Source organism: Sphingopyxis sp. GW821-FHT02C12, from assembly GCF_059421785.1.
Window position 1 is genome coordinate 1,331,025 of record NZ_JBWKVQ010000002.1, and the last position, 21,305, is coordinate 1,352,329.

Genomic DNA, 21,305 nt, shown 5'->3' on the forward strand with positions numbered 1-21,305 from the left:
TGGACATGAAGCGCAAGAGATTCCGCCTGCCGCGGTTCGGGCTCGGCGTCGCGGCGATGTTCGCGCTCGCCAGTCCGGTGCAGGCGTTCCAGCGCGTCGAGTTCAGCCAGAATGTCGAGGTCGAGACCGTGACGACCGGCGCCGAGGGCCAGCGCAAGATCAGTTTCTCGGCGCCCGAGACCGTCGTTCCCGGCGACCGGCTGCGCTTCACGCTGCAACTCGACAACCAGACCAGCGAATCCGCCGCCGGCCTCAAATTCGTCAACCCGATCCCGCCCGAGGTGCGCTTCGCCAGCACCGACGATATGGCGGGATTTTCGGTCTCGATCGACGGCGGCAAGACCTATGGGACCCTTGCCGGGCTGACGGTGCCGGTGGCGGGCGCGGCGGCACGTCCGGCGACCGCAGACGACGTCACCCATGTCCAATGGGTCCTGCCCGAACCGCTGGCGGCGGGCGCGGTCAAGAAGGTGACCTTTTTTGGCATCGTCCGCTAGGCTGCGGGCATGACCATTTATTGCGATGAATCGGGCGGACTCAACGCGGGCGCGATGACCTTCGCCGCGGTGATGCTGACGCCCGAAGCGGCGGCGGACATCCACAAGCGTTTTCGCGGCGTCACCGGGCTGCGCGGCGAACTGAAAGGCAGCCGCATCTCGGTCGTCGAGCGCGCCTATCTGCTCGAACTGTTCGACCGAGCCGGCGGCCGCGCCTGGGTCGCGGTGGCTGAGCGCGATACGCTTGCGAAAAACGCGGACGGCACGATGCCGAGCGACCTCGCTCTCTATGGCGCATTGCTCAACAGCGCAGTCGGCCACTGGCTGCCGGAGACCGGCGGCGTGTGCACCGACGTCGTCATCGACGACGGGCGCTACGATCCCAAGATCCTGTCGCACGTCCGCGCGGAAATCCAGGCCGGCCTCGGGCAATGGGGCCGCGCCTCGCTCGCCGACAGCAAGCGCAGCGACGGCGTCCAGATCGCCGACGTGGTCGCCAACAGCCTGTTCAACATCGCGGTGAAGTCCCCACGCGCGGCGCGGATCGCGCGGATCATTGAGCCGATGCTGGCGTCGAAGGCGATCCGGGTGGCGGAGCAGACTCGAGTTCCCTAAGCGAGCTATGGCAACTCGCCGCCCCGGATGCGTGCCGAAAGCGGCAGCCCATATGCCGACGCGAGTTCAGGATTCTCACGGAGCAATTTATCGAGATCTGCTTGATTCTCCTTTAGGCGCGCAACCTCCAATTCCAGCGCAGCTGCGCGATCTTCGCTCTCACGCCACTGGAACAGATCGCGCTGATCGGGTTCCAAGACTTCCGTGATCATATCGCGTGACACGCCGAGCACGAACAGCGGGACAATGGCCGCAAGGAAAAGCAGTAGGCCGGAGAGCGTGTTCGACCGAAATGCCAGTATCCCCAGAAGGACGGTAGCCAGAGCGGCCCCCCAGAAGCCAATCGTCAGCCAAGCCACCATGAGAGATGGACGGCCCAGCATACGCAGAAGGCGTCGGATTTCCAGAAGTGCGTACAGGCTTGCCATGATCGACACGCCCGTCAGAATCGAGCGTCCCCATGATTGGGGCATACCCGCCTGATAGAGTTCAAACGAAGTTGCCAGCGTTTCGACAAGGCCGACAAACAGGGCAAAAATGCTCGCTACGGCTAGCTTATAGGGGCGATGGGTCATGTCCACCCTCCGGGACATCGAAACTATCTGTAAGTCTGTGCGTCGAGAGAACAGCATGCAACCTTTTTGCCAACAAAAAGGGCCGCGGTTTCCCGCGGCCCTCCTTGGTGATCCGATATGGCTTCGACTTATTCGAAGTCGCTGCCACCGCCCGCGGGGCTGCGCGGCGGCGCGGCAGCGGTGAGGCGCAGGGCTTCGGCCGAGCGGCTGATCGAGCTGATTTCATCGGGCGTATCGTCGTCGTCGACGACAACCTTCTGCAACGATATGGTCAGCGCTTCCGACAGATCCTTCGGGCGCACGGTCTGTTCGGCGATCTCGCGCAGCGCGACGACGGGGTTCTTGTCGCGGTCGCGATCGACGGTCAGTTCCGAACCACCCGAGATTTCGCGGGCGCGGTGCGCCGAGAGCAGAACCAGATCGAAACGGTTGGAAACTTTGTCGACGCAATCTTCGACGGTAACGCGGGCCATGTGTTTTCCTTGATCGAGGAGAGGCCAGCCCGGAGGCATGGCGGCAAGCGCTGCGCGCTAGCAGGCGTCCCGGCGAATGTCAACGAATCCCCTGCCCTTGCCCCCACCGTCGCGGCCGTCCTATGAGCGATGGCATGATCGCCGATCCCGTCCCCGCCAGCGAACTCCAGACGCTGCGCGCCGACGTCGCGGGGCACCGGCTCGAGGTCATCTTCGACGGGGCGGAACGGCTCGAACGGCTGCTGGCGCTGATCAACGGCGCGATCCGCAGCATCGACCTGGTCATGTATATCTTCCGGCACGACGGCGCGGGTACGCGGATTCTCGACGCGATGACGATGGCGGCGAAGCGCGGGGTGCGCGTTCGCGCCGTGATCGACAGCTTCGGCTCGTCGGACACGGCCGACGCCGTCTTCGCCCCGCTGCGCGACGCCGGCGGCGGCGTGACCTTTTTCTCGCGCCACTGGCGTTCGACCTATCTCATCCGCAATCACCAGAAGCTGTTGCTGGTCGACGAGGAGATCGCGGTGACCGGCGGTTTCAACATCGCCGACCCCTATCTCAGCCGCCGCGACACCCATTGCTGGTTCGACCTTGGCATCGTCGTGCGCGGGCCCTCGGTGGCGCGGATGGTCGACTGGTTCGCCGAGATCCACGATTACACCGTCAACGACGACGGCAAGCTGCTCGCGCTGCGCCGCCTGATCCGCGAATGGCCGGTGGACAGCGGGCCGGTGACCTGGCTCGTCGGCGGCCCGACCCAGCGGCTGTCGCCCTGGGCGCGCGCGGTGCGTACCGACCTCGAGGGCGCCCGCCGGCTCGATATGGTGATGGCCTATTTCTCGCCCGGGCAGGGCATGTTGCGGCGGCTGGGCAGGGTCGCGCGGCGCGGGCGGACGCGCTTCATCATGTCGGCGAAGTCCGACAATCCCGCGACGATCGGCGCCTCGCGCCTGCTCTATGGCTATTTGCTGCGCAAAAGGGCGGCGATCTGGGAATATCAGCCGTGCCGGCTGCATATGAAGCTGATCGTCATCGACGATGTCGTGCACGTCGGCACCGCCAATTTCGACATGCGCAGCCTGTTCGTGAACGTCGAGGTGATGCTGCGTATCGAGGACGCCGGATTCGCGGCACAGATGCGTGATTTCATCACCCGGCAAAAGCCCGACTGCGAGGTCATCACGCGCAAGCGCCACAAGGCGCGCGCGAGCTGGCTGACCCGGCTGCGCTGGACGATGGCCTGGTTCGTCGTCGGGGTGGTCGATTATACGGTGACGCGCCGGCTCAACTTCGGGCTCGGCGAGATCGATCCCGAGACCGAGGTCTGATCCTCAGTCCTTCCAGCCCCAGAACAGGAAGCAGGGCGGGATGTTGACCCATTCGAAGGCATTGTCGATGCGCGCGAAATGCGCCGCGAGGAAATCACGCGCGCGGGCGCGGAACTGGTAGACGAGGAAGGCGCCGCCGGGGCGGAGCGCGCGGTGCGTCGCTGCGGCGATCGCCGGGCCGACACCTGCGGGCAAGGTCGAGAAAGGCAGGCCCGACAGGACATAGTCGGCATGGTCGAAACCATGGGCGCGAATGATCTCCTCGACGTCGGCGGCCGATCCGTGCACCGCGATGAAGCGGCTGTCGCGGATGTCCTTGCGCAGATAGTCGATGAAATCCTCATTGGTGTCGATCGCGATCAGCGTCGCATCGCCCGCCATCCGTTCGAGCACCGGGCGGCAAAAGGTGCCGACGCCGGGACCATATTCGACGAACAATTTGGTATTCTTCCAGTCCACCGGCTTCAGCATGTGGCGGATCAGCGTCGGCGACGACGGCACGATCGACCCGACCATCACCGGATGCTTGATGAAGCCCTTCACGAACATGCCCCACGGCCCGAAAAAGCGCCGCGCGCGGTCCCTGATCCGTTTGATCAAGGGAACCTTTTGTTCTTGGGCCTGCGCCCGGGGATTGGACATGATGGCTTTCGCGTTGTTGCGGACCCTTGAGGCGTGGCAAAATCGGGCGCGCGGCGCAAGGAAAGAGTGCGCTTGACAATCCCCGCCCACGTTCCGTCGCTGGACAGACGGGACAGGCCGTGTAGGACAATCGGGCCAACGACTTATGCAAAAGAGGGGGAGCCGGGAATGTCGAATGTCAGCCGTTCGATCCCCCCCGACCGCATGGCGGTGCTGTTCGCGGTGATGCTTGTCGCCGCCGCGGGCAATACCGCGATGCAATCGATCCTGCCCGCGATCGGCGCGAAACTGCATATTCCCGACGTCTGGGTCAGCCTGGCGTTCAGCTGGTCGGCTTTGCTCTGGGTGCTCACCGCGCCGCATTGGGCGCGCCAGTCGGACAAGCGGGGGCGCAAGGCGCTGATGGCGCTCGGCGTCATCGGTTTCCTGTCGTCGATGGCGCTGTGCGGGCTCGTCCTCTGGTCCGGGCTGATGGGCTGGCTCGCCGCCGGCACCACCTTCATCCTCTTCGCGCTTTTCCGCAGCCTCTATGGCGGCTTCGGCTCGGCCGCGCCGCCGGCGGTACAGGCCTATGTCGCGGCGCGCACCGACCCGGAGGAGCGCACCCAGGCCCTGTCGCTCGTCTCCTCGTCCTTCGGCCTCGGCACCGTCATCGGCCCGGCGATCGCGCCCTTCTTCATCCTGCCCATCGTCGGGTTGGCGGGCCCCCTGTTGGTGTTCGCGCTGATCGGGATCATCGTGCTGGTCATGCTGCGCTGGCGCCTGCCCAACGACATCCCGCGCTTCGCCGCGCGCGGCACGATCGCGTCTTACCCGCTGTCGGCGGGCCCTTCCGAACCGACCGCCGAAGACGAGAATGAACCCGACCTGCCGCCACAGGAACCCTTGAGCTGGAACGATCGGCGCGTGCGCCCCTGGCTGCTCGCAGGCTTTTTCGGCGGACAGGCGCAGGCGATGATGCTCGGCGTCATCGGCTTCCTGATCCTCGACAGGCTCCATCTGCGCCTTCGCCCCGACGAGGGCGCGGCGATGACCGGGATCGTGCTGATGGCCGGCGCCTTCGCGACCCTGCTCGCGCAATGGGGGCTGATCCCGCTGTTCAGGCTGACCCCCCGCCCCACCGTGCTGTGGGGCGCGACGCTCGCCATCGGCGGGATATTGATGACCGGCCTCGCACAGGATCTGCACGGCATCGTCATCGGTTTCGCCACCGCCTCGCTGGGTTTCGGGCTGTTCCGCCCGGGCTTTACCGCGGGATCTTCGCTCGCCGTGCCGCGCCGCGACCAGGGCGCCGTCGCGGGCATGACCGCATCGATCAACGGATCCGCCTACATCATTTCGCCCGCGATCGGCGTGCTGCTCTATAACTGGCACCCGATGGTCGCCTACGGCCTGATGGCCGGATTCTGCGGCTGGCTGGTCCTCTGGGGGTGGAAGGCGCTGCGGCAGGACCAAGCCTTCGGTATCGCCCACGAACCCTAGCCCCGAGCCTGTCGGTTCGGGGCTAGGGGGAATTCAGTCGGTCGCCTCGTCGTGCTTGCGCTCGCGCACCGGCTTGAGCATGCCGGGCGCGAAAAAGCCGATCGGGTCGACGCTCATCGCGTTCTGTTTGATCTCGCCCTGGATTTTTTCATAATCCTTCTCCATCGCCTCGGTGACCGAGGCGCGCGTATCCTTGAGTGCGGTGTCGAAGTCCGCCATCGTCACCGTATCGCTGTCGATCGACCGCTTGAGCGCGGCGAGGCCGGCGCGGCGCGTCAAATCCTCCAGATCGGCGCCGGTGAAGCGGTCCGATTTCTCGGCGAGCACCGACAGGTCGACATCCTCCGCCAGCGGCATCTTGCCGGTCTGGATTTCCAGGATGCGCTTGCGCCCCTCGGCATTGGGCACCGACACATAGATCAACTCGTCGAGCCGCCCCGGACGGAGCAGCGCCGGGTCGATCAGATTGGGCCGGTTGGTCGCCCCGATCACGACGACCGACTGCATCTCCTCGATCCCGTCCATCTCGGCGAGGATCGTGTTGACGACGCGTTCGGTCACCTGCGGTTCGCCCGACGTGCCGCTGCCGCGCGCGGGCACCAGACTGTCGAGTTCGTCGATGAAGATGATCGTCGGCGCGACGGCGCGGGCGCGGGCAAACAGCCGCGCGATCTGCTGCTCGCTCTCGCCATACCATTTCGACAAGAGGTCGGACGATTTGATCGAGATGAAATTGGCGTCGGATTCGCGCGCCGCCGCCTTGGCGAGCAGCGTCTTGCCCGTGCCCGGCGGGCCATAGAGCAGGAAGCCCTTGGCCGGACGAATGCCGAGCCGCCGGAACGCCTCGGGGTTCTTCAGCGGCAGTTCGATCCCCTCGATCAGCTTGTCGCGCGCCGCGTCGAGCCCGCCGATGTCGCTCCAGCGCGTCTTGGGCGCCTGCACCATCACCTCGCGCATCGCCGACGGCTGCACGCGTTTCAGCGCATTGTTGAAGTCCTCGCGCGTGACGCGAAGCTCCTCCAGCACCTCGGGCGGAATCGTCCCCTCCTCAAGGTTGAGCTTGGGCATGATCCGCCGCACCGCCTCGATCGCCGCCTCGCGGGTCAGCGCCGCCATATCCGCGCCGACGAAGCCGAAGGTCGTGCGCGCCAGCTCGTCGAGATCGACATCCTCGCCGAGCGGCATGCCGCGCGTGTGGATGCCCAATATCTCGCGGCGGCCCTTTTCGTCGGGCACACCGATGACGATCTCGCGGTCGAAGCGGCCCGGACGCCGCAGCGCCTCGTCGATCGCGTCGGGGCGATTGGTCGCCGCGATCACGACCAGGTTGGTGCGCGGCTCCAGCCCGTCCATCAGCGTCAGCAACTGCGCGACGAGGCGCTTTTCGGCCTCGCCCGTCACCTGCCCGCGCTTGGGCGCGATCGAATCGATCTCGTCGATGAACAAGATGGAGGGCGCGGCCTTGGTCGCCTGCTCGAACACGTCGCGCAGCCGCTTTTCGGACTCGCCATAGGCGGACCCCATGATCTCGGGCCCGTTGATCAGGAAGAATTGCGCATCGCTCTCGTTGGCGACCGCGCGCGCCAGCCGCGTCTTGCCGGTGCCCGGCGGCCCGTGCAGCAGCACCCCGCGCGGCGGATCGACGCCAAGGCGGCGGAACAGTTCGGGGTAACGCAGCGGCAGCTCGACCATCTCGCGCAACTGGTCGATCGTCTCGCCCAGCCCGCCCAGATCGTCATAAGTGACGTCGGTGCGCCGCGCATCCTGCGGCTCCTGATATTCGGGGAGCAGCTCGATCTCGGTATTCTCGTCAATGAAGACGACGCCCTTCGGGGCGGCCGATACGACGATCAGGCGAACTTCGGCGAGCGCATAGGCGGGCGCGTTGAGCATCTGCCGCAATTGCGGCGGCATGTCGCCCGACGGCAGTCGCTGCTGCCCCGCGGTCGCCACGGTGTCACCCGCGACCAGCGGACGGCCGAAAAAGCTGCGCTTCAACGCGTTCGCCGATCCCTGCAGCCGCAGATTTTCCTGCGCCGGGGCGAACACCACGCGCGTCGCGGGGCGTGTTTCGACCCGGGTCAGCGCCACCATGTCTCCCGCGCCCGCACCGGCATTGGCGCGCTGCAGGCCATCGAGGCGGATCACATCGAGTCCCTCGTCCTCGGCATAGGGCAGCACGACGCGCGACGCGGTGCCGCGCTTGCCGCTGATCTGGACGATATCGCCCTCGGTGACGCCCAGTTCGGCCATCGCCGCGCGCGGAATGCGGGCGATGCCGCCACCGCTTTCTTCGGCGCGGGCGTTCGCCACCTGCAATTTGACCTGTTTTTCTTTTACCGCTGCTTCGGCCAAGGCGTGTCTCCCGCAAAATGGTCAGAACGGCGAAGATAGGACGCCGGTTCCCGTTTTGCGACCCCTTTGGATACACGCCGGCCAAGCGGGACTTATGCCGCAGCGCACAAAAATTGTTGGCATGGGCCGCACTGTCATGTCACTATCATGGACACACGATATGCCACGTCTCCCTCCCCTCAGCAGCATGGAAGCCTTTCTCGAGGTTGCCCGGCACGGAACGGTCAAGGCCGCGGCGAGCGAACTCGGCCTGTCGATGCCCGCGTTGTCGCGGCGCATCCAGACGCTCGAACATGCCGTCGGCCGACCGCTGTTCGATCGCCACCACCATGGATTGCGGCTAACCGAAGCGGGACGCGCGCTGCAGGACCAATTGTCGCCGATCCTCGACGAATTGCGTGCGGTGGTGGTGCAGGCGAGCAGCCCCGACGCGTCGATGCGGCTGCACCTCAACGTGCTGCCGCTCTTTGCCCAGCAGCGCCTGTTCCCGCGGCTGCCCGAACTCAGGCAACAACATCCCGAACTGCATATCGACATCGACACCATGTCGCACGCCGAGGCGCGACTGGGCGAAGGGATCGACGCCGCGATCGCGCTCGCCCGCACCATCGACCCCGCGCTCTATGCGGCGCGGCTCGATCAGGACAAGGTGTTCCCGATCGCATCGCGGACGCTGACCGAGACGGGCCGTCCCATCACCGTGCCCGAACAGTTCCAGCGGCTGACCATCCTCGTCCATCGCGAAATGCCCGAAACCTTCACCGAATGGAAAAAGGCGATCGGCATGCCCTATCTCGAGCCCGCCGGGATCGACTATTTCGATTCGGGGCCGCTGATGCTCGAGGCCGCGGCGCAGGGCATCGGTGTCGCCTTCATGCACGGCCATCATCTCGACGACGCGCACGACCCGCGGCTCATCCGCCTGTTCGATTTCGACGTCGACAGCCCGTACAGCTATTGGTTCGTCTGCCGTCCGCGCGCGCTGCGCCAGCCGGCGGTGAAGCTGTTCCACGACTGGCTGCTCGCGGCGAAGATCTGAGCGGTCAGGCCGGGCTGGCGGCGGATTCGCCGCGCATGGTCGTCGCAATGTCCCATACGGCGATGAACATCGCGGCGATCACCGGGCCGATCACGATGCCGTGAAAACCGAAAAGCTGGAGCCCGCCGAGCGTGGTGATCAGCACGACATAATCGGGAATGCGGGTCTCGCGTCCGACCAGCACCGGGCGCAGCACATTGTCGACCATCCCGATGACGAACAGCCCGCACAGCACCAGCACCAGCCCCTGCCAGATTTGCCCGGTGAACAGCAGGTAGAGCGCCATCGGAACCCAGACCAGCCCCGTCCCGACCGCGGGAAGCAGCGAGGCCGCGCCCATCAGCACCCCCCACAACAGCGCCGCCTCGATCCCCAGCGCCCACAGCACGATCCCGCCGATCAGCCCCTGCAGGATCGCGACGACGATGCTGCCCTTGATTGTGGCGCGAACCACGACGACGAAACGACTGGCGAGCAGTTCGAGATGGTCGGTGCGCAGCGGCATCGCACGCCGGATGCTCTGTTGCAGGCTCTCCCCGTCGCGGATCAGGAAATAGGCGAGATAGAGCATCACCATCAGGTTGATCAGCAATCCGAAGAGGCTCTGTCCGATCGACAGCGCCTGCCCCAGGATCGCGCGGACGCCATCGGCCGCTCCGCCGCCCAAAATGCTCTTCGCGGTCGCAATATTGCCCAGGTCGATGCGGTCGACCCACGATGCCAGCCATTCGGGCATGCCAGCGCGGAAGTTGGTCCAGATAAGCGTCGGGTCGATCGCCCCCGAATGGATGCGCTGATAGACGGCGGCGGCTTCGTTGATCAGCGCGACGGCGAGGATAGACGCGGGCAGGATGACCATCGCCAGGATCAGCAGAATGGTCAGCAGCGCGGCGCCGTTGCGCCGCCGGGGCATCTTCGTCAACAGGCGGCGATAGAGCGGCTCGAACAGGATGGCGGCAATCACCGCCCACAGGATCGCGGCGGCGAACGGCAACAGGACCACCGCGAAGGCGATCGAAATCGCGATCAGGATCGCCAGGAAGGACCAGCGATTGCCGTCCCGCATCCGATCGTCGCCGTCTGCCATGCTTCTCCCCGTCGATGCCGCCGGACGCGGCACGCCCGCGACTCTAGGCCGCGAGGTGCGCAGCCGTAAAGCTGAACGTCGATGTCAGGAAAATGGTGCTGCTGGACAGGATTGAACTGTCGACCTCGTCATTACCAATGACGCGCTCTACCACTGAGCTACAGCAGCAACCGGGCCGCCGCGAACGCGTGTTCGCTGGGCAGGCGCGGCCTATGGCGGGGCCTCTGCCGCCTGTCAAGGCGATAGGCTTGACGCTTTGCCGATTTCGCGGGCATGGACGATGGCGTGAGCAAGCCCCCCTCCCCCGCCGACCTCGAACGCGAACGCCGCCTGGCTGAAGCGCTGCGCGAAAATCTGCGCAAACGAAAGGCGCAGGCGCGCGAAACCCGGACCGAAACCCCGCCTAAAGACTGACGGTCACCGTCACATCGTCGCCCTCGGCGATCCCCTCGGCCTTGCGCACCGCGGCCTTCACCGGAAGGATCCAGCCGCCGCTTTCCTTGTGCGGAAAGACCGAGGTGTTCCAGCTTGTATCGCCGATCGTCACCGCGACCCGCGCCGACCCGAATCCGCCGCGCTTGTCGAGCCATTGCCCCGACATCGCCGCAACGCGAATGCCGTCGGCGACCTCGCCGTCGATCGTCAGGAAAAACCAGGCGGCGGGCGCCGTCGCCGACTGCCAGCGCCACAGCGGTGTGGTAGTGGTGAAGCTTTCCACGCCTGCTATTTCGCCGCGCGGACCGGGACCGGGATATTGCAGATGTCGGCACCGCCGGCGGGCTTGATGAAGAACGGATCGCGCCGGTTCGCCCGCGCATCGGCATATTTCGCGAAACTCTCGCTCTCGGTTGACAGATATTCGAACTTCGGCTGGTCGGCGGACGGCAGGTCGGTCGCGATCCGGATCGACGCGATCGGCACCCGCTCGGCTTCGCTTTCGTAGAAACCAAGCGCTCCGGTCCCGCGCGGCAGGCTCGACAGATATTCGATGCCGCTGATCACGCGCCCGACAAGCGCTATGTTGCGGTCGAGATGGCGCGGCGCATGGCCGATGACGGTGTAGAGTTCGGCGCCCGATCCGGTGTCGGGTGACATATTACGGCCAACGCCGACCATACCGTAGCAATGGACGGGCCAAGCGCTGCCCTTGCCCAATGCAATCGGCCACCCAAGCAAGGGGATGGCCGCACCGGTATAAGCGTCCTTTCGATTCTGACGTCGCAAAACAACCTTGATGGGGAAAGCCCTGCCGCTGACCACATAATTCGATTCCGGCACCACTGCCAAACCGTCGGGCAACGCCTTCTTCTCGGTCGCATCGCCCCATTGCGCGACATAATTGTCCTGCACCCGGTTGACGCTCGTCCCGTCCCACCAATGCGCGGCGGCGAGCTTGCGGATATTGCCGATCCACCCCTGGCTGAACGGCGCGGGCATCAGCTGGATGACGACGCGGCGCGGCTTGCCCTTCGCGTCCAGCGCAAGGTCCATCACCAGCAGGTCCGATGCGGGAATCGCGATCCAGTCCTTGGCCGGCGCGGCCGCCGCGATCTCGCCCGGTGACGGGATTTCGGCGGCGGGCGCCGGTGCCTGCTGCGCGGCGGAGGGAACGGTGAGCGTGAGGGCCGCTACGGCGGCGAGGAGGCTGTGTTTCATAGGCGATGTCTGCCACGCCCATGCCGCTTGCGAAAGCCCCGCCAAGCGATTAGGGCGCCCCTTCCAGTGCATGCGGAGCGGTGGCCGAGTGGTCGAAGGCGCTCGCCTGGAAAGTGAGTATACGTCAAAAGCGTATCGAGGGTTCGAATCCCTCCCGCTCCGCCATTTTCCCTATTCGGTCGAAATCCCGTCGTCGCCCAGCGAGCGGTACAGCGTGATCCGGTTCCGCACCGCCGCCAGTTCGACCGCGATCTGGGCGCGGCGGGCGCTGTAGAGGCTGCGCTGCGCGTCGAGGCTCGACAGGAAGCTGTCGACCCCGCCGCGATAGCGGGCGTCGGTCAGCCTTGCCGTGTCGGCCGCTGCCTCGGTGTTGGCGCGCGCGGCGCGCAGCCGCTCGCCGAGCGTGCCCTGGTCGGCGAGCGCGTCGGCGACTTCACGAAAGGCGGTCTGGATCGCGCGTTCGTAACTCGCGAGCGCCGCGTCGCGCTGCGCCTCGCTGACGGCGACCCCGGCACGGCGCCCGCCGGCGTCGAAGATCGACAGGCTGGCGTCGGCGCCCGCGCTGAAGCGGAGCGCGTCGCCGGTGAACAGCGACCCCAGCGCATCGCTCGCGAAACCGAGCAGGCCGGTGAGCGAGATCGTCGGGAACAACCGCGCACGCGCGACGCCGATATCGGCATTGGCGGCGCGGAGCAGATATTCGGCCTCGACCACGTCGGGCCGGCGCAGCAGGATTTGCGAATTGGTCCCCGCCGGCAGCGTCGCGATCGACGCGCTGACCTCATCAAGTTTCTGCGGCAACAGCGCCTTGTCGTAATCGGCACCGACGAGCAGCCGGATCAGATTCTCGTCCTGCGCCACCGCGGCGGTTTGCAACGCCAGGTCGCCCTCTGCGGTCGCCAGCACCTGTTCGGCCTGGCGCAGGTCGGTGCGCGGCGCGACCCCGCCCTCCAGCCGCGCGCGGGTCAGCGTAACGCTGCGCCGCGCGCTGTCGGCGGTCTCGCGCGCGATTCCCAGCAGTTCGCGGTCGGCGGCATGGTTGGTCCAGGCCTCGGCGAGGTCGGCGACCAGCGCCAGGCGCACGGTGCGGGCCACCGCCTCGGTGGAAAAGGCGCGGTCGCGGTCGGCGGCGGTCGCGTTGGCGAGCCGCCCGAACAGGTCGAGTTCGAACGCCGAGACCCCGGCCTGTAGCGCATAGCTCTCGCGCCCGCCGCTCGCGACGCCGCCCGCAATACCGCCGTCGGTATAGTCACCCGAGCCGCTGATCCCGATCGCCGGGAACTGCGCCGATCGGGTCACCCGCACCTGCGCCCGCGCCGCCGCGACATTGGCGGCGGCGACGCGCAGGTCGCGGTTGTTGGCGAGCGCCTGATCGATCAGCGCCTGCAACCGCGGATCGCGAAACAGGGCGGCGAGCGTCACCCGCGGCAGCGCCGCCTCGCTCTGCGCCAGATAAGCATCGCCGACCGGCCACGACGCCGGCACCGGCGGCGCCGGCTGGACATATTTGGGCGCCAGCGAACAGGCGCCCAGCGCCAGCGTCGCCGCGCCCAGAAGCAGGACGCGCGTCATGCCGCCACCTCGCTGCCGTCACGCCGGCGGCCGATCCAGCCGCGCACCGCGAGCAACCCGTCGCGCACCCCGCGGCGGACGAGGACGAAGAAGAGCGGAATGAAGAAGATCGCGAGGAAGGCGGCGGTGAGCATGCCGCCGATCACCGAGGTGCCGATCGCGACGCGACTGTTCGCGCCCGCCCCGGTCGCGATCGCCAGCGGCAGCACGCCGAAGATGAAGGCGAAGCTGGTCATCAGGATCGGACGCAGGCGGATGCGCGCCGCGGCGACCGCCGCCTCGATCACGCGCTTGCCCTTGCGCTCTTCCTGTTCGGCGAATTCGATCATCAGGATCGCATTTTTCGCCGCGAGTCCCATCGTCGTGAGCAGGCCGATCTGCAGATAGACGTCGTTTTCGAGCCCGCGCAGCGTCACCGCGAAGACCGCGCCAATCAGTCCGAGCGGAATGACGAGCAGCACCGCGAGCGGGATCGACCAGCTTTCATAGAGCGCCGCGAGGCACAGGAAGACGACGAGCAGCGAAATCGCATATAGGAAGGGCGCCTGCCCCGACGACAGCCGCTCCTGATAGGAGGACCCCGACCAGGCGACGCTGGTGCCGGCAATCTCGCCCGCCATGCGCTCCATCTCGTTCATCGCTTCGCCCGAGCTGGTGCCGGGGGCCGGCTGCCCTGAGATTTCGAACGCCGGCACGCCCTGAAAGCGCGAACTGCTGCTCGGTGTCGTCGACCATCCGACCTTCGCAAAGGCCGAGAAGGGCGACATCTCGCCGTCGCTCGATCGGACGTACCATTGACCCAGATCCTCGGGTTTGGCGCGATAGGGCGCATCGCCCTGCACATAGACGCGCTTGACGCGGCCCTTGTCGATGAAGTCGTTGACGTAGCGCCCGCCCCAGGCGGTCGCGAGCGTCGAATTCACGTCGCTGTTGGTCAGTCCATAAGCGGTCAGCCGCTGGGTATCGACGTCGACCTTCAGCGTCGCGACGTCGGGAAGGTCGGACAGGCGCACCGATGTCAGCTTGGGATTGGCGTTCGCCATCGCCAGCAGTTTCTCGCGCGCTTCCACGAATTCATCGCGGCTCATGCCGCTGCGGTTCTGGAACTGCATCGTGAAACCCGAGGAATCGCCGAGACCGCGCACCGCGCCGGGCACGAGCGCAAAGATCTGGGCATCGCGCAGTCCGCTGAGCGCCTTGCGCGCGCGCGCAGCGATCGCGTCGGCGGTGTTTTCATCGCCCGAACGCTCGTCCCAATGGACGAGGTTGACGAAACCCTGCCCGGTATTCTGTCCCGCGGCCGAACCGCCGCCGCCACCCGCGATCAGGAACAGCGCCCCGACGTTCGCCTTTTCCTCGGTCAGCATATATTTTTCGATCGCGTCGCGGACCTCGAGCGTCCGCCCCTGCGTCGCGCCGGCGGGCAGGCGGAACTGGACCTGGACGCGCCCCTGGTCCTCGTTGGGCAGGAAGCCGCCGGGCAGGCGCAGGAAGAGCACGGCCAGCGCGACGAGCAGCACCGCATAGATGCCGAGGAACAGCCATTTATGGTCGACCACCTTGGTCACGCTGCCGACATATCGCTCGACGGTGCGGTCGAAGCGCGTGTTGAAGCCGTCTTTCGCCCGTTCGAGCAAGGCGCGCGCGCGCGGAAAACGCCCTCGCGGCGTCGCGGCATCGCCCTGATGCTTGGGCTTGAGCAGGGTCGAGGTCAGCGCCGGGCTGAGGATCAGCGCGACGAGCACCGACAGCATCATCGCCGAAATGATCGTGACCGAGAACTGGCGATAGATGACACCGGTCGATCCGCCGAAAAAGGCCATCGGCAGGAACACTGCCGACAGCACCAGCGCGATCGCGATCAGCGCAACCTGCAATTCCTGCATCGACTGGATCGTCGCCTCGCGCGCCGACATTTCGGGATTCTCTTCCATCAACCGCTCGACATTCTCGACGACGACGATCGCGTCGTCGACGAGCAGGCCGATCGCGAGCGTCAGCCCGAACAGCGTCAGCGTGTTGATGCTGAACCCCAGGATATAGAAGATCGCAAAGGTCCCGAGCAGCACCACCGGCACCGCGATCGCCGGGATAAGCACCGCGCGCCAGCTTTGCAGAAAGACGAACATGACGAGGATGACCAGCAGGATCGCCTCGAACAGCGATTTCTGCACCTCGCTCACCGACAGCTTGATGAAGGCGGTGGCATCGTTGGCGTAGCTGTAGGTCAGTCCGTCGGGGAAATCGGCGGCGAGTTCCTCCATCCGCGCCTTCACCCGGTCGGCGGTTTCCAGCGCGTCGGAGCCGGGCGACAACGAGATCGACATGCCGGCGCCGGGGTGGCCGTTGATGCGGCTCACGACGGCATAGCTTTCGGCGCCGATCTCGACCCGCGCGACATCCTTGATCCGCACCGCCGCCCCGTCGGGCAGCGTCTTGAGCACGATATTTTCGAACTCGGCCACCGTCTGCATTCGCGACTGGGCGGTGACCGTGGCGTTGAGCATCTGGCCCTGCGGCGACGGCAGGCCGCCGACCTCGCCCGCCGCGACTTCGGCATTCTGCGCGGTGATCGCCGAAATCACATCGCTCGGCATCAGCGACACCGCGGCGAGCCGCTGCGGGTTGAGCCAGATCCGCATCGCATGCGGGCCGCCGAAGATATTGACCTCACCCACGCCCTCGACGCGCGACAGCGGGTCCTGGATGTTCGACGCCATATAGTCGGACACGTCCTGGTTCACGCGCGTGTCGGTCGCGTCATAGACGCCGACGAGCAACAGCGTGTCCGAATTGGCCTTGGTGACGCGAATGCCCTGCGCCTGCACCTGTTGCGGCAGGCGCGACAGCGCCGCCTGGATCTTGTTCTGGACCTGTACCTGCGCGATGTCGGGGTCGGTGCCCTTGGCGAAGATGGCGGTGATGTTCGCCTGCCCGCGCGAACTCGACTGCGAACTGAAATAGAGCAGCCCGTCGATCCCGGTCAGTTGCTGCTCGAGCACCTGGGTGACGCTATTCTCGATCGTCTCGGCCGATGCACCCGGATATTGCGCGCGGATGTTGACCTGCGCCGGCGCGATGTCGGGATATTGCTCGATCGGCAGCAGGTACAACCCGCCGACCCCGCCGAGCATGACGATGATCGCCAGCACCCATGCGAAAATCGGACGATCGATGAACAGACGCGACATGGGCGGTCAGTTACCCTTCGCCGCTGGCTTTTCCGAAGCGCCGCCCGCCGTGCCGCCCTTGGGCAGGCCGACACGTTGCCCGCTGCTCGCCGTGACAGGACGGATCGGCTGCCCCTGCCGCAAATTGCCGAGCCCCTGGCTGATGACGCGGTCGCCCGCCTTCAATCCGTCGGTGACGATCCAGTCGGTGCCCAATGTGCGATCGGCCTTCACCTTGCGGCGCTCGGCCTTGTTGTCCTTGCCGACCAGATAGACGAATGCCGACCCGTCGAAATCGCGCTGCATCGCCGCCTGCGGCACGCGGAAGGCATTTTCTTCGATCGCCTGGTCGAACGCCGCCTTGACGAACATGCCGGGAAGCAGCGTGCCTTTGGGATTCGGGAAACGCGCGCGCAGGGTCACCGTGCCGGTTTCCTCGCTGACCACCGCTTCGGAAAATTCGATCGTTCCGGCAAAGCCATAAGCGCTGCCGTCTTCGAGGATCAGCCGCACGCTGGTGCTGCCCGGCAGGACACCGCCCGCGGCGATGGACTGGCGCAGCGCGGTCAATTCGGCGCTCGACTGCTGCATGTCGACATACATCGGGTCCGTACGCTGGATCACCGCGAGCGGATCGGTCTGGTTGGCGTTGACCAGCGCACCGGCGGTGAACAAGGTTCGCCCGATGCGACCGCTGATCGGCGCGGTGATCGTCGTATAGCGCAGGTTGATCCGCGCGGTTTCGAGCGCCGCATTATTTTGTGCGACGACCGCATTGGCAACGCGCGCCTGCGCCAGTGCGTCGGTGTAATCCTGCTTGGCGATCGCCTCCATCTCGGCGAGCGGGCGGAAACGGTCGGCCTTGACCTTCGCCGCTTCGGCGCTGGCGCGCGCGCTCGACAGATTGGCGGCCGCCTGGTCGACCGCGGCCTGATACAGGCTGGCGTCGATCTGGAACAGCGGCTGGCCGGCGCGGACATAACCGCCCTGTTCGAACAAGCGCCGCCGGATCAGGCCGTTGATCTGCGGGCGGACTTCGCTCGTCTCGAACGCCACCGTCCGCGCGCCGAGTTCGATCGGCACCGGAACGGTGGCCGGCTGGACGACGACATAGCCGACCTCCGGCGCCTGCCGGTTGCCATCGCCCTCGTCGCTCGCCGAACAGCCCGCAAGCAGCGCCATCGCGACACAGATCGCGCCGAGCCGAAGCCTCGGCCGCCCATTCACATGCATTCGAAGAACCTTTTCGGGCTGGGGACTAGCCTTAAGTCGCTATCCTTGAGCAAATTGGGCGGTCTTGCGCAATGCTTTGGTTACGATTGCGACAGGTTGCGACAATTTTGCTGGCCGCGAGCGATTTTTTTCCAAGGCTGCGCAGGGCGGGGTCCGTCTTGAGATTGTCGCGGGACCCTTCCCGCCCCGATTTCAAGAGGACCTTCATGCGCAAGACCCTACTCGCGTCCACCTGTCTTGTGGCTGTCATCGCCACGCCTGCCTATGCCGAAACCGTGATCGGCAACGCGCTCACCACGCCCATCCGCACCTCGACGGTCAATGGCGGAACCGCCCCCGATGACGCGAGGCTCGCCGCTTCGGGATCGATCAAGCCGACCTCGGGCACCGCGGTCACGATCGACAGCAATCACAAGATGACCAACGAGGGCACGATCCAGATCACCAACGCCGATGGTTCGATCGGCATTTTGGCCAATGCGGGCACGACCGGCGCGATCACCAACGCGGCCAGCGGCAAGATCGTCATCGACGAGACCTATGCGCCGACCGACATCGACAATGACGGCGACATCGACGGCCCCTTCGCGGTCGGCACCGGACGCGTCGGCATCGCGACCGCCGGCGCCTTTACCGGCAACATCGTCAATTCGGGTGCGATCACGGTCGAGGGCAATGATTCGGCCGGCATCCGCCTCGGCGGCCCGCTGACCGGCAAGTTCACCAATGACGGCACGATCTCGGTCCTCGGCGACCGCGCGCTCGGCGTCGGTCTGCGGGATGTCACCGGCAATGTCCGCCTCGCGGGCACGATCACCGCCACCGGCCTCGATGCCACCGCAGCGCGTCTCTCGGGCAACATCACCGGCGCGCTTGAGATCCAGGGCACGTTGACCTCGACCGGCTACCGCACCACCACCGTCCCCGCCGACCCGTCGAAGCTCGACGCCGACGATCTGCTCATCGGCGGCCCGGCGCTGTCGATCGAGGGCGACGTGACCGGCGGCATCATCTTCGCCGTCCCGCCCAAGGACAGCAGCACCACCGACAATGACGAGGACAAGGACGGCATCGAAGACGCCAAGGAAGGCTCGGCTTCGGTCCGCTCCTTCGGGTCGGCACCCGCCGTGCGCATCGGCGCCGCGGGCCGCGATGTCACCATCGGCCCCGTCGCGGGCACCGGCACCAATTTCGGCGTCATCATCGACGGCGCGATCCTCGGCAACGGCCTCTATGCCGGCAAGAATGCGGCCGCGATCCAGATCGGCGGCATGGGCGGCAACGTCACCATCGCCGGCGGCCTCGCGATCGGCAGCAGCGGCACCGTCACGGCGGTTTCCAACGGCGCCTCGGCGACCGCGCTGCAGGTCGGCGCCGGCGCGACCGTCCCCGAAATCCGCAACGCGGGCAGGATCGAAGCCTCGGGCGGCAACGCCGCGACCGCGATCTCGACCGGCATCCTCGTTCAGGCCGGCAGCAATGTCGGAATGATCCGCAACAGCGGCACGATCAGCGCCAAGGCGGCGGGCACCGACGGAACCGCACGCGGTATCGTCGACCTGTCGGGCAATGTCGGGCTGGTCGAAAACAGCGGCACGATCACCGCGACCGGGGCGCTGGGCACCTCCGACCGCAACATCGCGATCGACCTGTCGGCCAATACCGGCGGCGCGTCGGTCAAGCAGACCGCCGTCGCTTCGGGCATCACCGCACCGTCGATCGTCGGCGACATCCGTTTCGGCGTCGGCAACGACCTGATCGACATCGCCGACGGTTCGGTGAAGGGCGACAGCTTCTTCGGCACCGGCAACAACACCCTCGCGCTGTCGGGTGACGCAACGTACGACGGCACCGCCCAGTTCGGTAACGGCAACGACATCATGACGCTCGCCGGCACCTCGAAATTCGGCGGCCTTGCCGACTTCGGCGGCGGCAGCGACACGCTGACCATCGGCGGCACCGCGATCTTCTCGGGTCGCCTCGCCAATGCTCAGGGCCTCGCGGTCGCGGTCAATGGCGGCGCCTTCGACGTCGTCGGCGCGGCGACGATTTCGTCGCTCGCGGTCACCAACAAGGGCGTGCTCGGTGTCACCCTCGACGGCGGCACCACCGGCACCGCGATCCAGGTCACCGGCAACGCCAGCTTCGGCGCCGAATCGAAACTGGCGCTGCGGCTGTCCAGCCTAGACAATGCCGAGGGCCAGCATGTCGTGCTGACCGCCGGCACGTTGACGGGTGCCAGCAACCTCACCACCACCTCGACGACGCTGCCCTTCCTGTTCAAGGGCACCCTGACCTCCAACGCCACCCAGCTGATCGTCGACGTGTCGCGCAAGAGCACGACCGAACTCGGCCTCAACCGCTCCGAAGCGGGCGCCTTCAACGCGGTGATCGACGCGCTCGCGGGGGACGAGGCCATCGAACAGGTGTTCCTCGACATCACCAACGGCACCCAGTTCAAGGGCCAGCTCGGCCAGATGCTGCCCGAACATGAAGGCGGTGTGTTCGAAACCGTCACCTCGGGCTCGCGCGCGCTCGGCCGCTACCTGATGGATCCCAACGCGCCGTTCCAGGACGAAGGCAAATGGGGTTATTGGGTCAACCAGGCCGTGTGGGGCACGTCCAAGAGCATCGGCGACACCGCCGGTTACGACGTCACCGGCTGGGGCATCTCGCTCGGCGCCGAAATCAAGTCCGACATGGGCAATTTCGGCGGCTCGATCGCGTTCCTCAGCGGCAAGGACGGCAACGCCAGCAACCTCAATGAGGTGACGTCGAGCCAGTTCGAAGGCGCGCTGCACTGGCGCCTGCGGTCGGACGGCTGGATGGCGAATGCCCGTATCTCGGGCGCGCCGATCAGCTTCAAGGGCACCCGCCGGTTCCAGGCCGAGGCCGGCGCCGACGACATCGACGAAACGATCCGCGGCAAGTGGGACGGCACTTTGTGGTCCGCCTCGGGTTCGGTCGCGCACGACGGCCGCCTCGGCGGATTGTCGGTGCGCCCGACGGTCGCGGTCGACTATTACAAGCTCACCGAAAAGGGCTACACCGAAACCGGCGGCGGCGACGCGCTCGACCTGACGGTCCTCGGCCGCGACAGCGACGAACTCGCGGTCTCGGGCACCGTCGCGGTTGGCCTCGATTTCGGCGGCACCGACGAATATGACGGCTGGACGCGCTTCGAGATCGAAGGTGGCCGGCGCCAGATCGTCGGCGGCTCGCTTGGCACGACGACGGCGTCGTTCAAGGACGGCACGCCCTTCACCCTCGTCCCCGACGATCGCACGAGCGGCTGGGTCGGCCGCATCCGCGGGATGGCCGGCAACTCCTCCTTCCAGGTGGGCGGTGAACTTTCTGCGGAAGAACAGCAGAGCCATATCGGCTGGGCTTTCCGCGCGAGCCTCAAGGTCGGTCTCTGAAGGGCACGCCCCCGCCCCTGACCGGCCTTGTCCGCAAGGGGGAAGCATTACCCCACCCTCCGCTTCCCCCTTGCCTTGCTTTTTGAACGAACGATGAGGACCATGATTGCCGCCACCGCCCCCTTTCTCCCCCAGCAGGACCGCCGTCCGGGCATCGGC

At 66.4% G+C, this 21,305-nt stretch carries 17 protein-coding genes and 2 tRNA genes; 8 read left to right on the top strand and 11 right to left on the bottom strand.

The genetic code is table 11. The features are described from left to right. The first annotated feature begins 5 nt into the window (after nucleotides 1-5). Entirely contained in the window at nucleotides 6-497 is a 492-nt protein-coding gene (locus AC07U1_RS21680; protein ID WP_495177549.1) for a hypothetical protein, read from the top strand. A gap of 9 nt (nucleotides 498-506) precedes the next feature. Further along, a complete protein-coding gene (locus tag AC07U1_RS21685) occupies nucleotides 507-1,112 on the top strand; it encodes a DUF3800 domain-containing protein (protein ID WP_495177548.1) in 606 nt (201 codons plus the stop codon). A 5-nt stretch (nucleotides 1,113-1,117) separates the two neighbouring features. Here AC07U1_RS21685 and AC07U1_RS21690 read toward each other — a convergent pair whose 3' ends face one another. Both AC07U1_RS21690 and rpoZ read right to left on the bottom strand, forming a co-directional pair. Continuing rightward, nucleotides 1,118-1,687, bottom strand: a complete 570-nt coding sequence (locus AC07U1_RS21690; RefSeq protein WP_492739672.1) for a hypothetical protein — start codon at nucleotides 1,685-1,687, stop codon at nucleotides 1,118-1,120. A 128-nt stretch (nucleotides 1,688-1,815) separates the two neighbouring features. After that, the gene (rpoZ, locus tag AC07U1_RS21695; RefSeq protein ID WP_056351653.1) at nucleotides 1,816-2,160 is read right to left on the bottom strand and encodes a DNA-directed RNA polymerase subunit omega; all 345 of its coding nucleotides are present in this window, start codon (nucleotides 2,158-2,160) and stop codon (nucleotides 1,816-1,818) included. Nucleotides 2,161-2,282: 122 nt separating this feature from the next. Between rpoZ and AC07U1_RS21700 the strand changes: the two genes are divergently transcribed. Beyond that, nucleotides 2,283-3,491: a phospholipase D-like domain-containing protein gene (locus AC07U1_RS21700; RefSeq protein ID WP_495197801.1), complete on the top strand. Its 1,209-nt coding sequence runs from the start codon at nucleotides 2,283-2,285 to the stop codon at nucleotides 3,489-3,491. A 3-nt stretch (nucleotides 3,492-3,494) separates the two neighbouring features. On the opposite strand, the gene AC07U1_RS21705 is transcribed toward AC07U1_RS21700, so the two are convergent. Beyond that, nucleotides 3,495-4,133 carry a class I SAM-dependent methyltransferase gene (locus AC07U1_RS21705; RefSeq protein WP_495177546.1) on the bottom strand — a complete coding sequence of 213 codons (639 nt, stop codon included), beginning with the start codon at nucleotides 4,131-4,133 and terminating at the stop codon, nucleotides 3,495-3,497. Nucleotides 4,134-4,301: 168 nt separating this feature from the next. Between AC07U1_RS21705 and AC07U1_RS21710 the strand changes: the two genes are divergently transcribed. Beyond that, on the top strand, nucleotides 4,302-5,615 hold the full coding sequence (locus AC07U1_RS21710) for an MFS transporter (protein WP_495177545.1): 1,314 nt from the start codon (nucleotides 4,302-4,304) through the stop codon (nucleotides 5,613-5,615). Nucleotides 5,616-5,648: 33 nt separating this feature from the next. Here the strand turns inward: AC07U1_RS21710 and AC07U1_RS21715 are convergent, their stop codons facing one another. Beyond that, nucleotides 5,649-7,970: a CDC48 family AAA ATPase gene (locus tag AC07U1_RS21715; RefSeq protein ID WP_495177544.1), complete on the bottom strand. Its 2,322-nt coding sequence runs from the start codon at nucleotides 7,968-7,970 to the stop codon at nucleotides 5,649-5,651. Nucleotides 7,971-8,130: 160 nt separating this feature from the next. Between AC07U1_RS21715 and AC07U1_RS21720 the strand changes: the two genes are divergently transcribed. After that, nucleotides 8,131-9,009: a LysR substrate-binding domain-containing protein gene (locus AC07U1_RS21720; protein ID WP_056351661.1), complete on the top strand. Its 879-nt coding sequence runs from the start codon at nucleotides 8,131-8,133 to the stop codon at nucleotides 9,007-9,009. 4 nt (nucleotides 9,010-9,013) lie between these two features. Here the strand turns inward: AC07U1_RS21720 and AC07U1_RS21725 are convergent, their stop codons facing one another. Together AC07U1_RS21725 and AC07U1_RS21730 are read right to left on the bottom strand one after the other, a co-directional pair. After that, on the bottom strand, nucleotides 9,014-10,096 hold the full coding sequence (locus AC07U1_RS21725; protein ID WP_495177543.1) for an AI-2E family transporter: 1,083 nt from the start codon (nucleotides 10,094-10,096) through the stop codon (nucleotides 9,014-9,016). Nucleotides 10,097-10,189: 93 nt separating this feature from the next. Continuing rightward, nucleotides 10,190-10,264, bottom strand: a tRNA-Thr gene (locus AC07U1_RS21730). Nucleotides 10,265-10,381: 117 nt separating this feature from the next. Between AC07U1_RS21730 and AC07U1_RS21735 the strand changes: the two genes are divergently transcribed. Then, nucleotides 10,382-10,510, top strand: coding sequence for a hypothetical protein (locus AC07U1_RS21735; protein ID WP_262408005.1), 129 nt, complete (start codon nucleotides 10,382-10,384; stop codon nucleotides 10,508-10,510). On the opposite strand, the gene AC07U1_RS21740 is transcribed toward AC07U1_RS21735, so the two are convergent. Together AC07U1_RS21740 and AC07U1_RS21745 are read right to left on the bottom strand one after the other, a co-directional pair. Continuing rightward, nucleotides 10,500-10,814: a DUF1905 domain-containing protein gene (locus AC07U1_RS21740; RefSeq protein WP_187141397.1), complete on the bottom strand. Its 315-nt coding sequence runs from the start codon at nucleotides 10,812-10,814 to the stop codon at nucleotides 10,500-10,502. The genes AC07U1_RS21735 and AC07U1_RS21740 overlap by 11 nt on opposite strands. Nucleotides 10,815-10,819: 5 nt before the next feature. After that, nucleotides 10,820-11,752: a peptidylprolyl isomerase gene (locus AC07U1_RS21745; protein WP_495177542.1), complete on the bottom strand. Its 933-nt coding sequence runs from the start codon at nucleotides 11,750-11,752 to the stop codon at nucleotides 10,820-10,822. 74 nt (nucleotides 11,753-11,826) lie between these two features. Here AC07U1_RS21745 and AC07U1_RS21750 point away from each other — a divergent pair. Beyond that, nucleotides 11,827-11,917: transfer RNA gene (locus AC07U1_RS21750), tRNA-Ser, on the top strand. A gap of 6 nt (nucleotides 11,918-11,923) precedes the next feature. Here AC07U1_RS21750 and AC07U1_RS21755 read toward each other — a convergent pair. The 3 genes from AC07U1_RS21755 to AC07U1_RS21765 are packed head-to-tail and all read right to left on the bottom strand — an operon-like array spanning nucleotide 11,924 to nucleotide 17,727. After that, entirely contained in the window at nucleotides 11,924-13,324 is a 1,401-nt protein-coding gene (locus AC07U1_RS21755) for an efflux transporter outer membrane subunit (RefSeq protein WP_495177541.1), read from the bottom strand. Further along, nucleotides 13,321-16,515, bottom strand: a complete 3,195-nt coding sequence (locus AC07U1_RS21760; RefSeq protein ID WP_187141400.1) for an efflux RND transporter permease subunit — start codon at nucleotides 16,513-16,515, stop codon at nucleotides 13,321-13,323. Before AC07U1_RS21760 ends, AC07U1_RS21755 begins: the two co-directional genes overlap by 4 nt. Before the next feature lie 6 nt (nucleotides 16,516-16,521). Continuing rightward, nucleotides 16,522-17,727: an efflux RND transporter periplasmic adaptor subunit gene (locus AC07U1_RS21765; RefSeq protein WP_495177540.1), complete on the bottom strand. Its 1,206-nt coding sequence runs from the start codon at nucleotides 17,725-17,727 to the stop codon at nucleotides 16,522-16,524. Between the two features lie 206 nt (nucleotides 17,728-17,933). Between AC07U1_RS21765 and AC07U1_RS21770 the strand changes: the two genes are divergently transcribed. Next, entirely contained in the window at nucleotides 17,934-21,146 is a 3,213-nt protein-coding gene (locus AC07U1_RS21770; protein WP_495177539.1) for an autotransporter outer membrane beta-barrel domain-containing protein, read from the top strand. Nucleotides 21,147-21,305: the final 159 nt, after the last annotated feature.

Coding starts and splice junctions, on each gene's coding strand:
- AC07U1_RS21755 (WP_495177541.1), bottom strand. CDS start 13,324: ATGACGCGCGTCCTGCTTCTGGGCGCGGCGACGCTGGCGCTGGGCGCC.
- rpoZ (WP_056351653.1), bottom strand. CDS start 2,160: ATGGCCCGCGTTACCGTCGAAGATTGCGTCGACAAAGTTTCCAACCGT.
- AC07U1_RS21690 (WP_492739672.1), bottom strand. CDS start 1,687: ATGACCCATCGCCCCTATAAGCTAGCCGTAGCGAGCATTTTTGCCCTG.
- AC07U1_RS21720 (WP_056351661.1), top strand. CDS start 8,131: ATGCCACGTCTCCCTCCCCTCAGCAGCATGGAAGCCTTTCTCGAGGTT.
- AC07U1_RS21685 (WP_495177548.1), top strand. CDS start 507: ATGACCATTTATTGCGATGAATCGGGCGGACTCAACGCGGGCGCGATG.
- AC07U1_RS21705 (WP_495177546.1), bottom strand. CDS start 4,133: ATGTCCAATCCCCGGGCGCAGGCCCAAGAACAAAAGGTTCCCTTGATC.
- AC07U1_RS21745 (WP_495177542.1), bottom strand. CDS start 11,752: ATGAAACACAGCCTCCTCGCCGCCGTAGCGGCCCTCACGCTCACCGTT.
- AC07U1_RS21770 (WP_495177539.1), top strand. CDS start 17,934: ATGCGCAAGACCCTACTCGCGTCCACCTGTCTTGTGGCTGTCATCGCC.
- AC07U1_RS21700 (WP_495197801.1), top strand. CDS start 2,283: ATGAGCGATGGCATGATCGCCGATCCCGTCCCCGCCAGCGAACTCCAG.
- AC07U1_RS21725 (WP_495177543.1), bottom strand. CDS start 10,096: ATGGCAGACGGCGACGATCGGATGCGGGACGGCAATCGCTGGTCCTTC.
- AC07U1_RS21760 (WP_187141400.1), bottom strand. CDS start 16,515: ATGTCGCGTCTGTTCATCGATCGTCCGATTTTCGCATGGGTGCTGGCG.
- AC07U1_RS21680 (WP_495177549.1), top strand. CDS start 6: ATGAAGCGCAAGAGATTCCGCCTGCCGCGGTTCGGGCTCGGCGTCGCG.
- AC07U1_RS21710 (WP_495177545.1), top strand. CDS start 4,302: ATGTCGAATGTCAGCCGTTCGATCCCCCCCGACCGCATGGCGGTGCTG.
- AC07U1_RS21765 (WP_495177540.1), bottom strand. CDS start 17,727: ATGCATGTGAATGGGCGGCCGAGGCTTCGGCTCGGCGCGATCTGTGTC.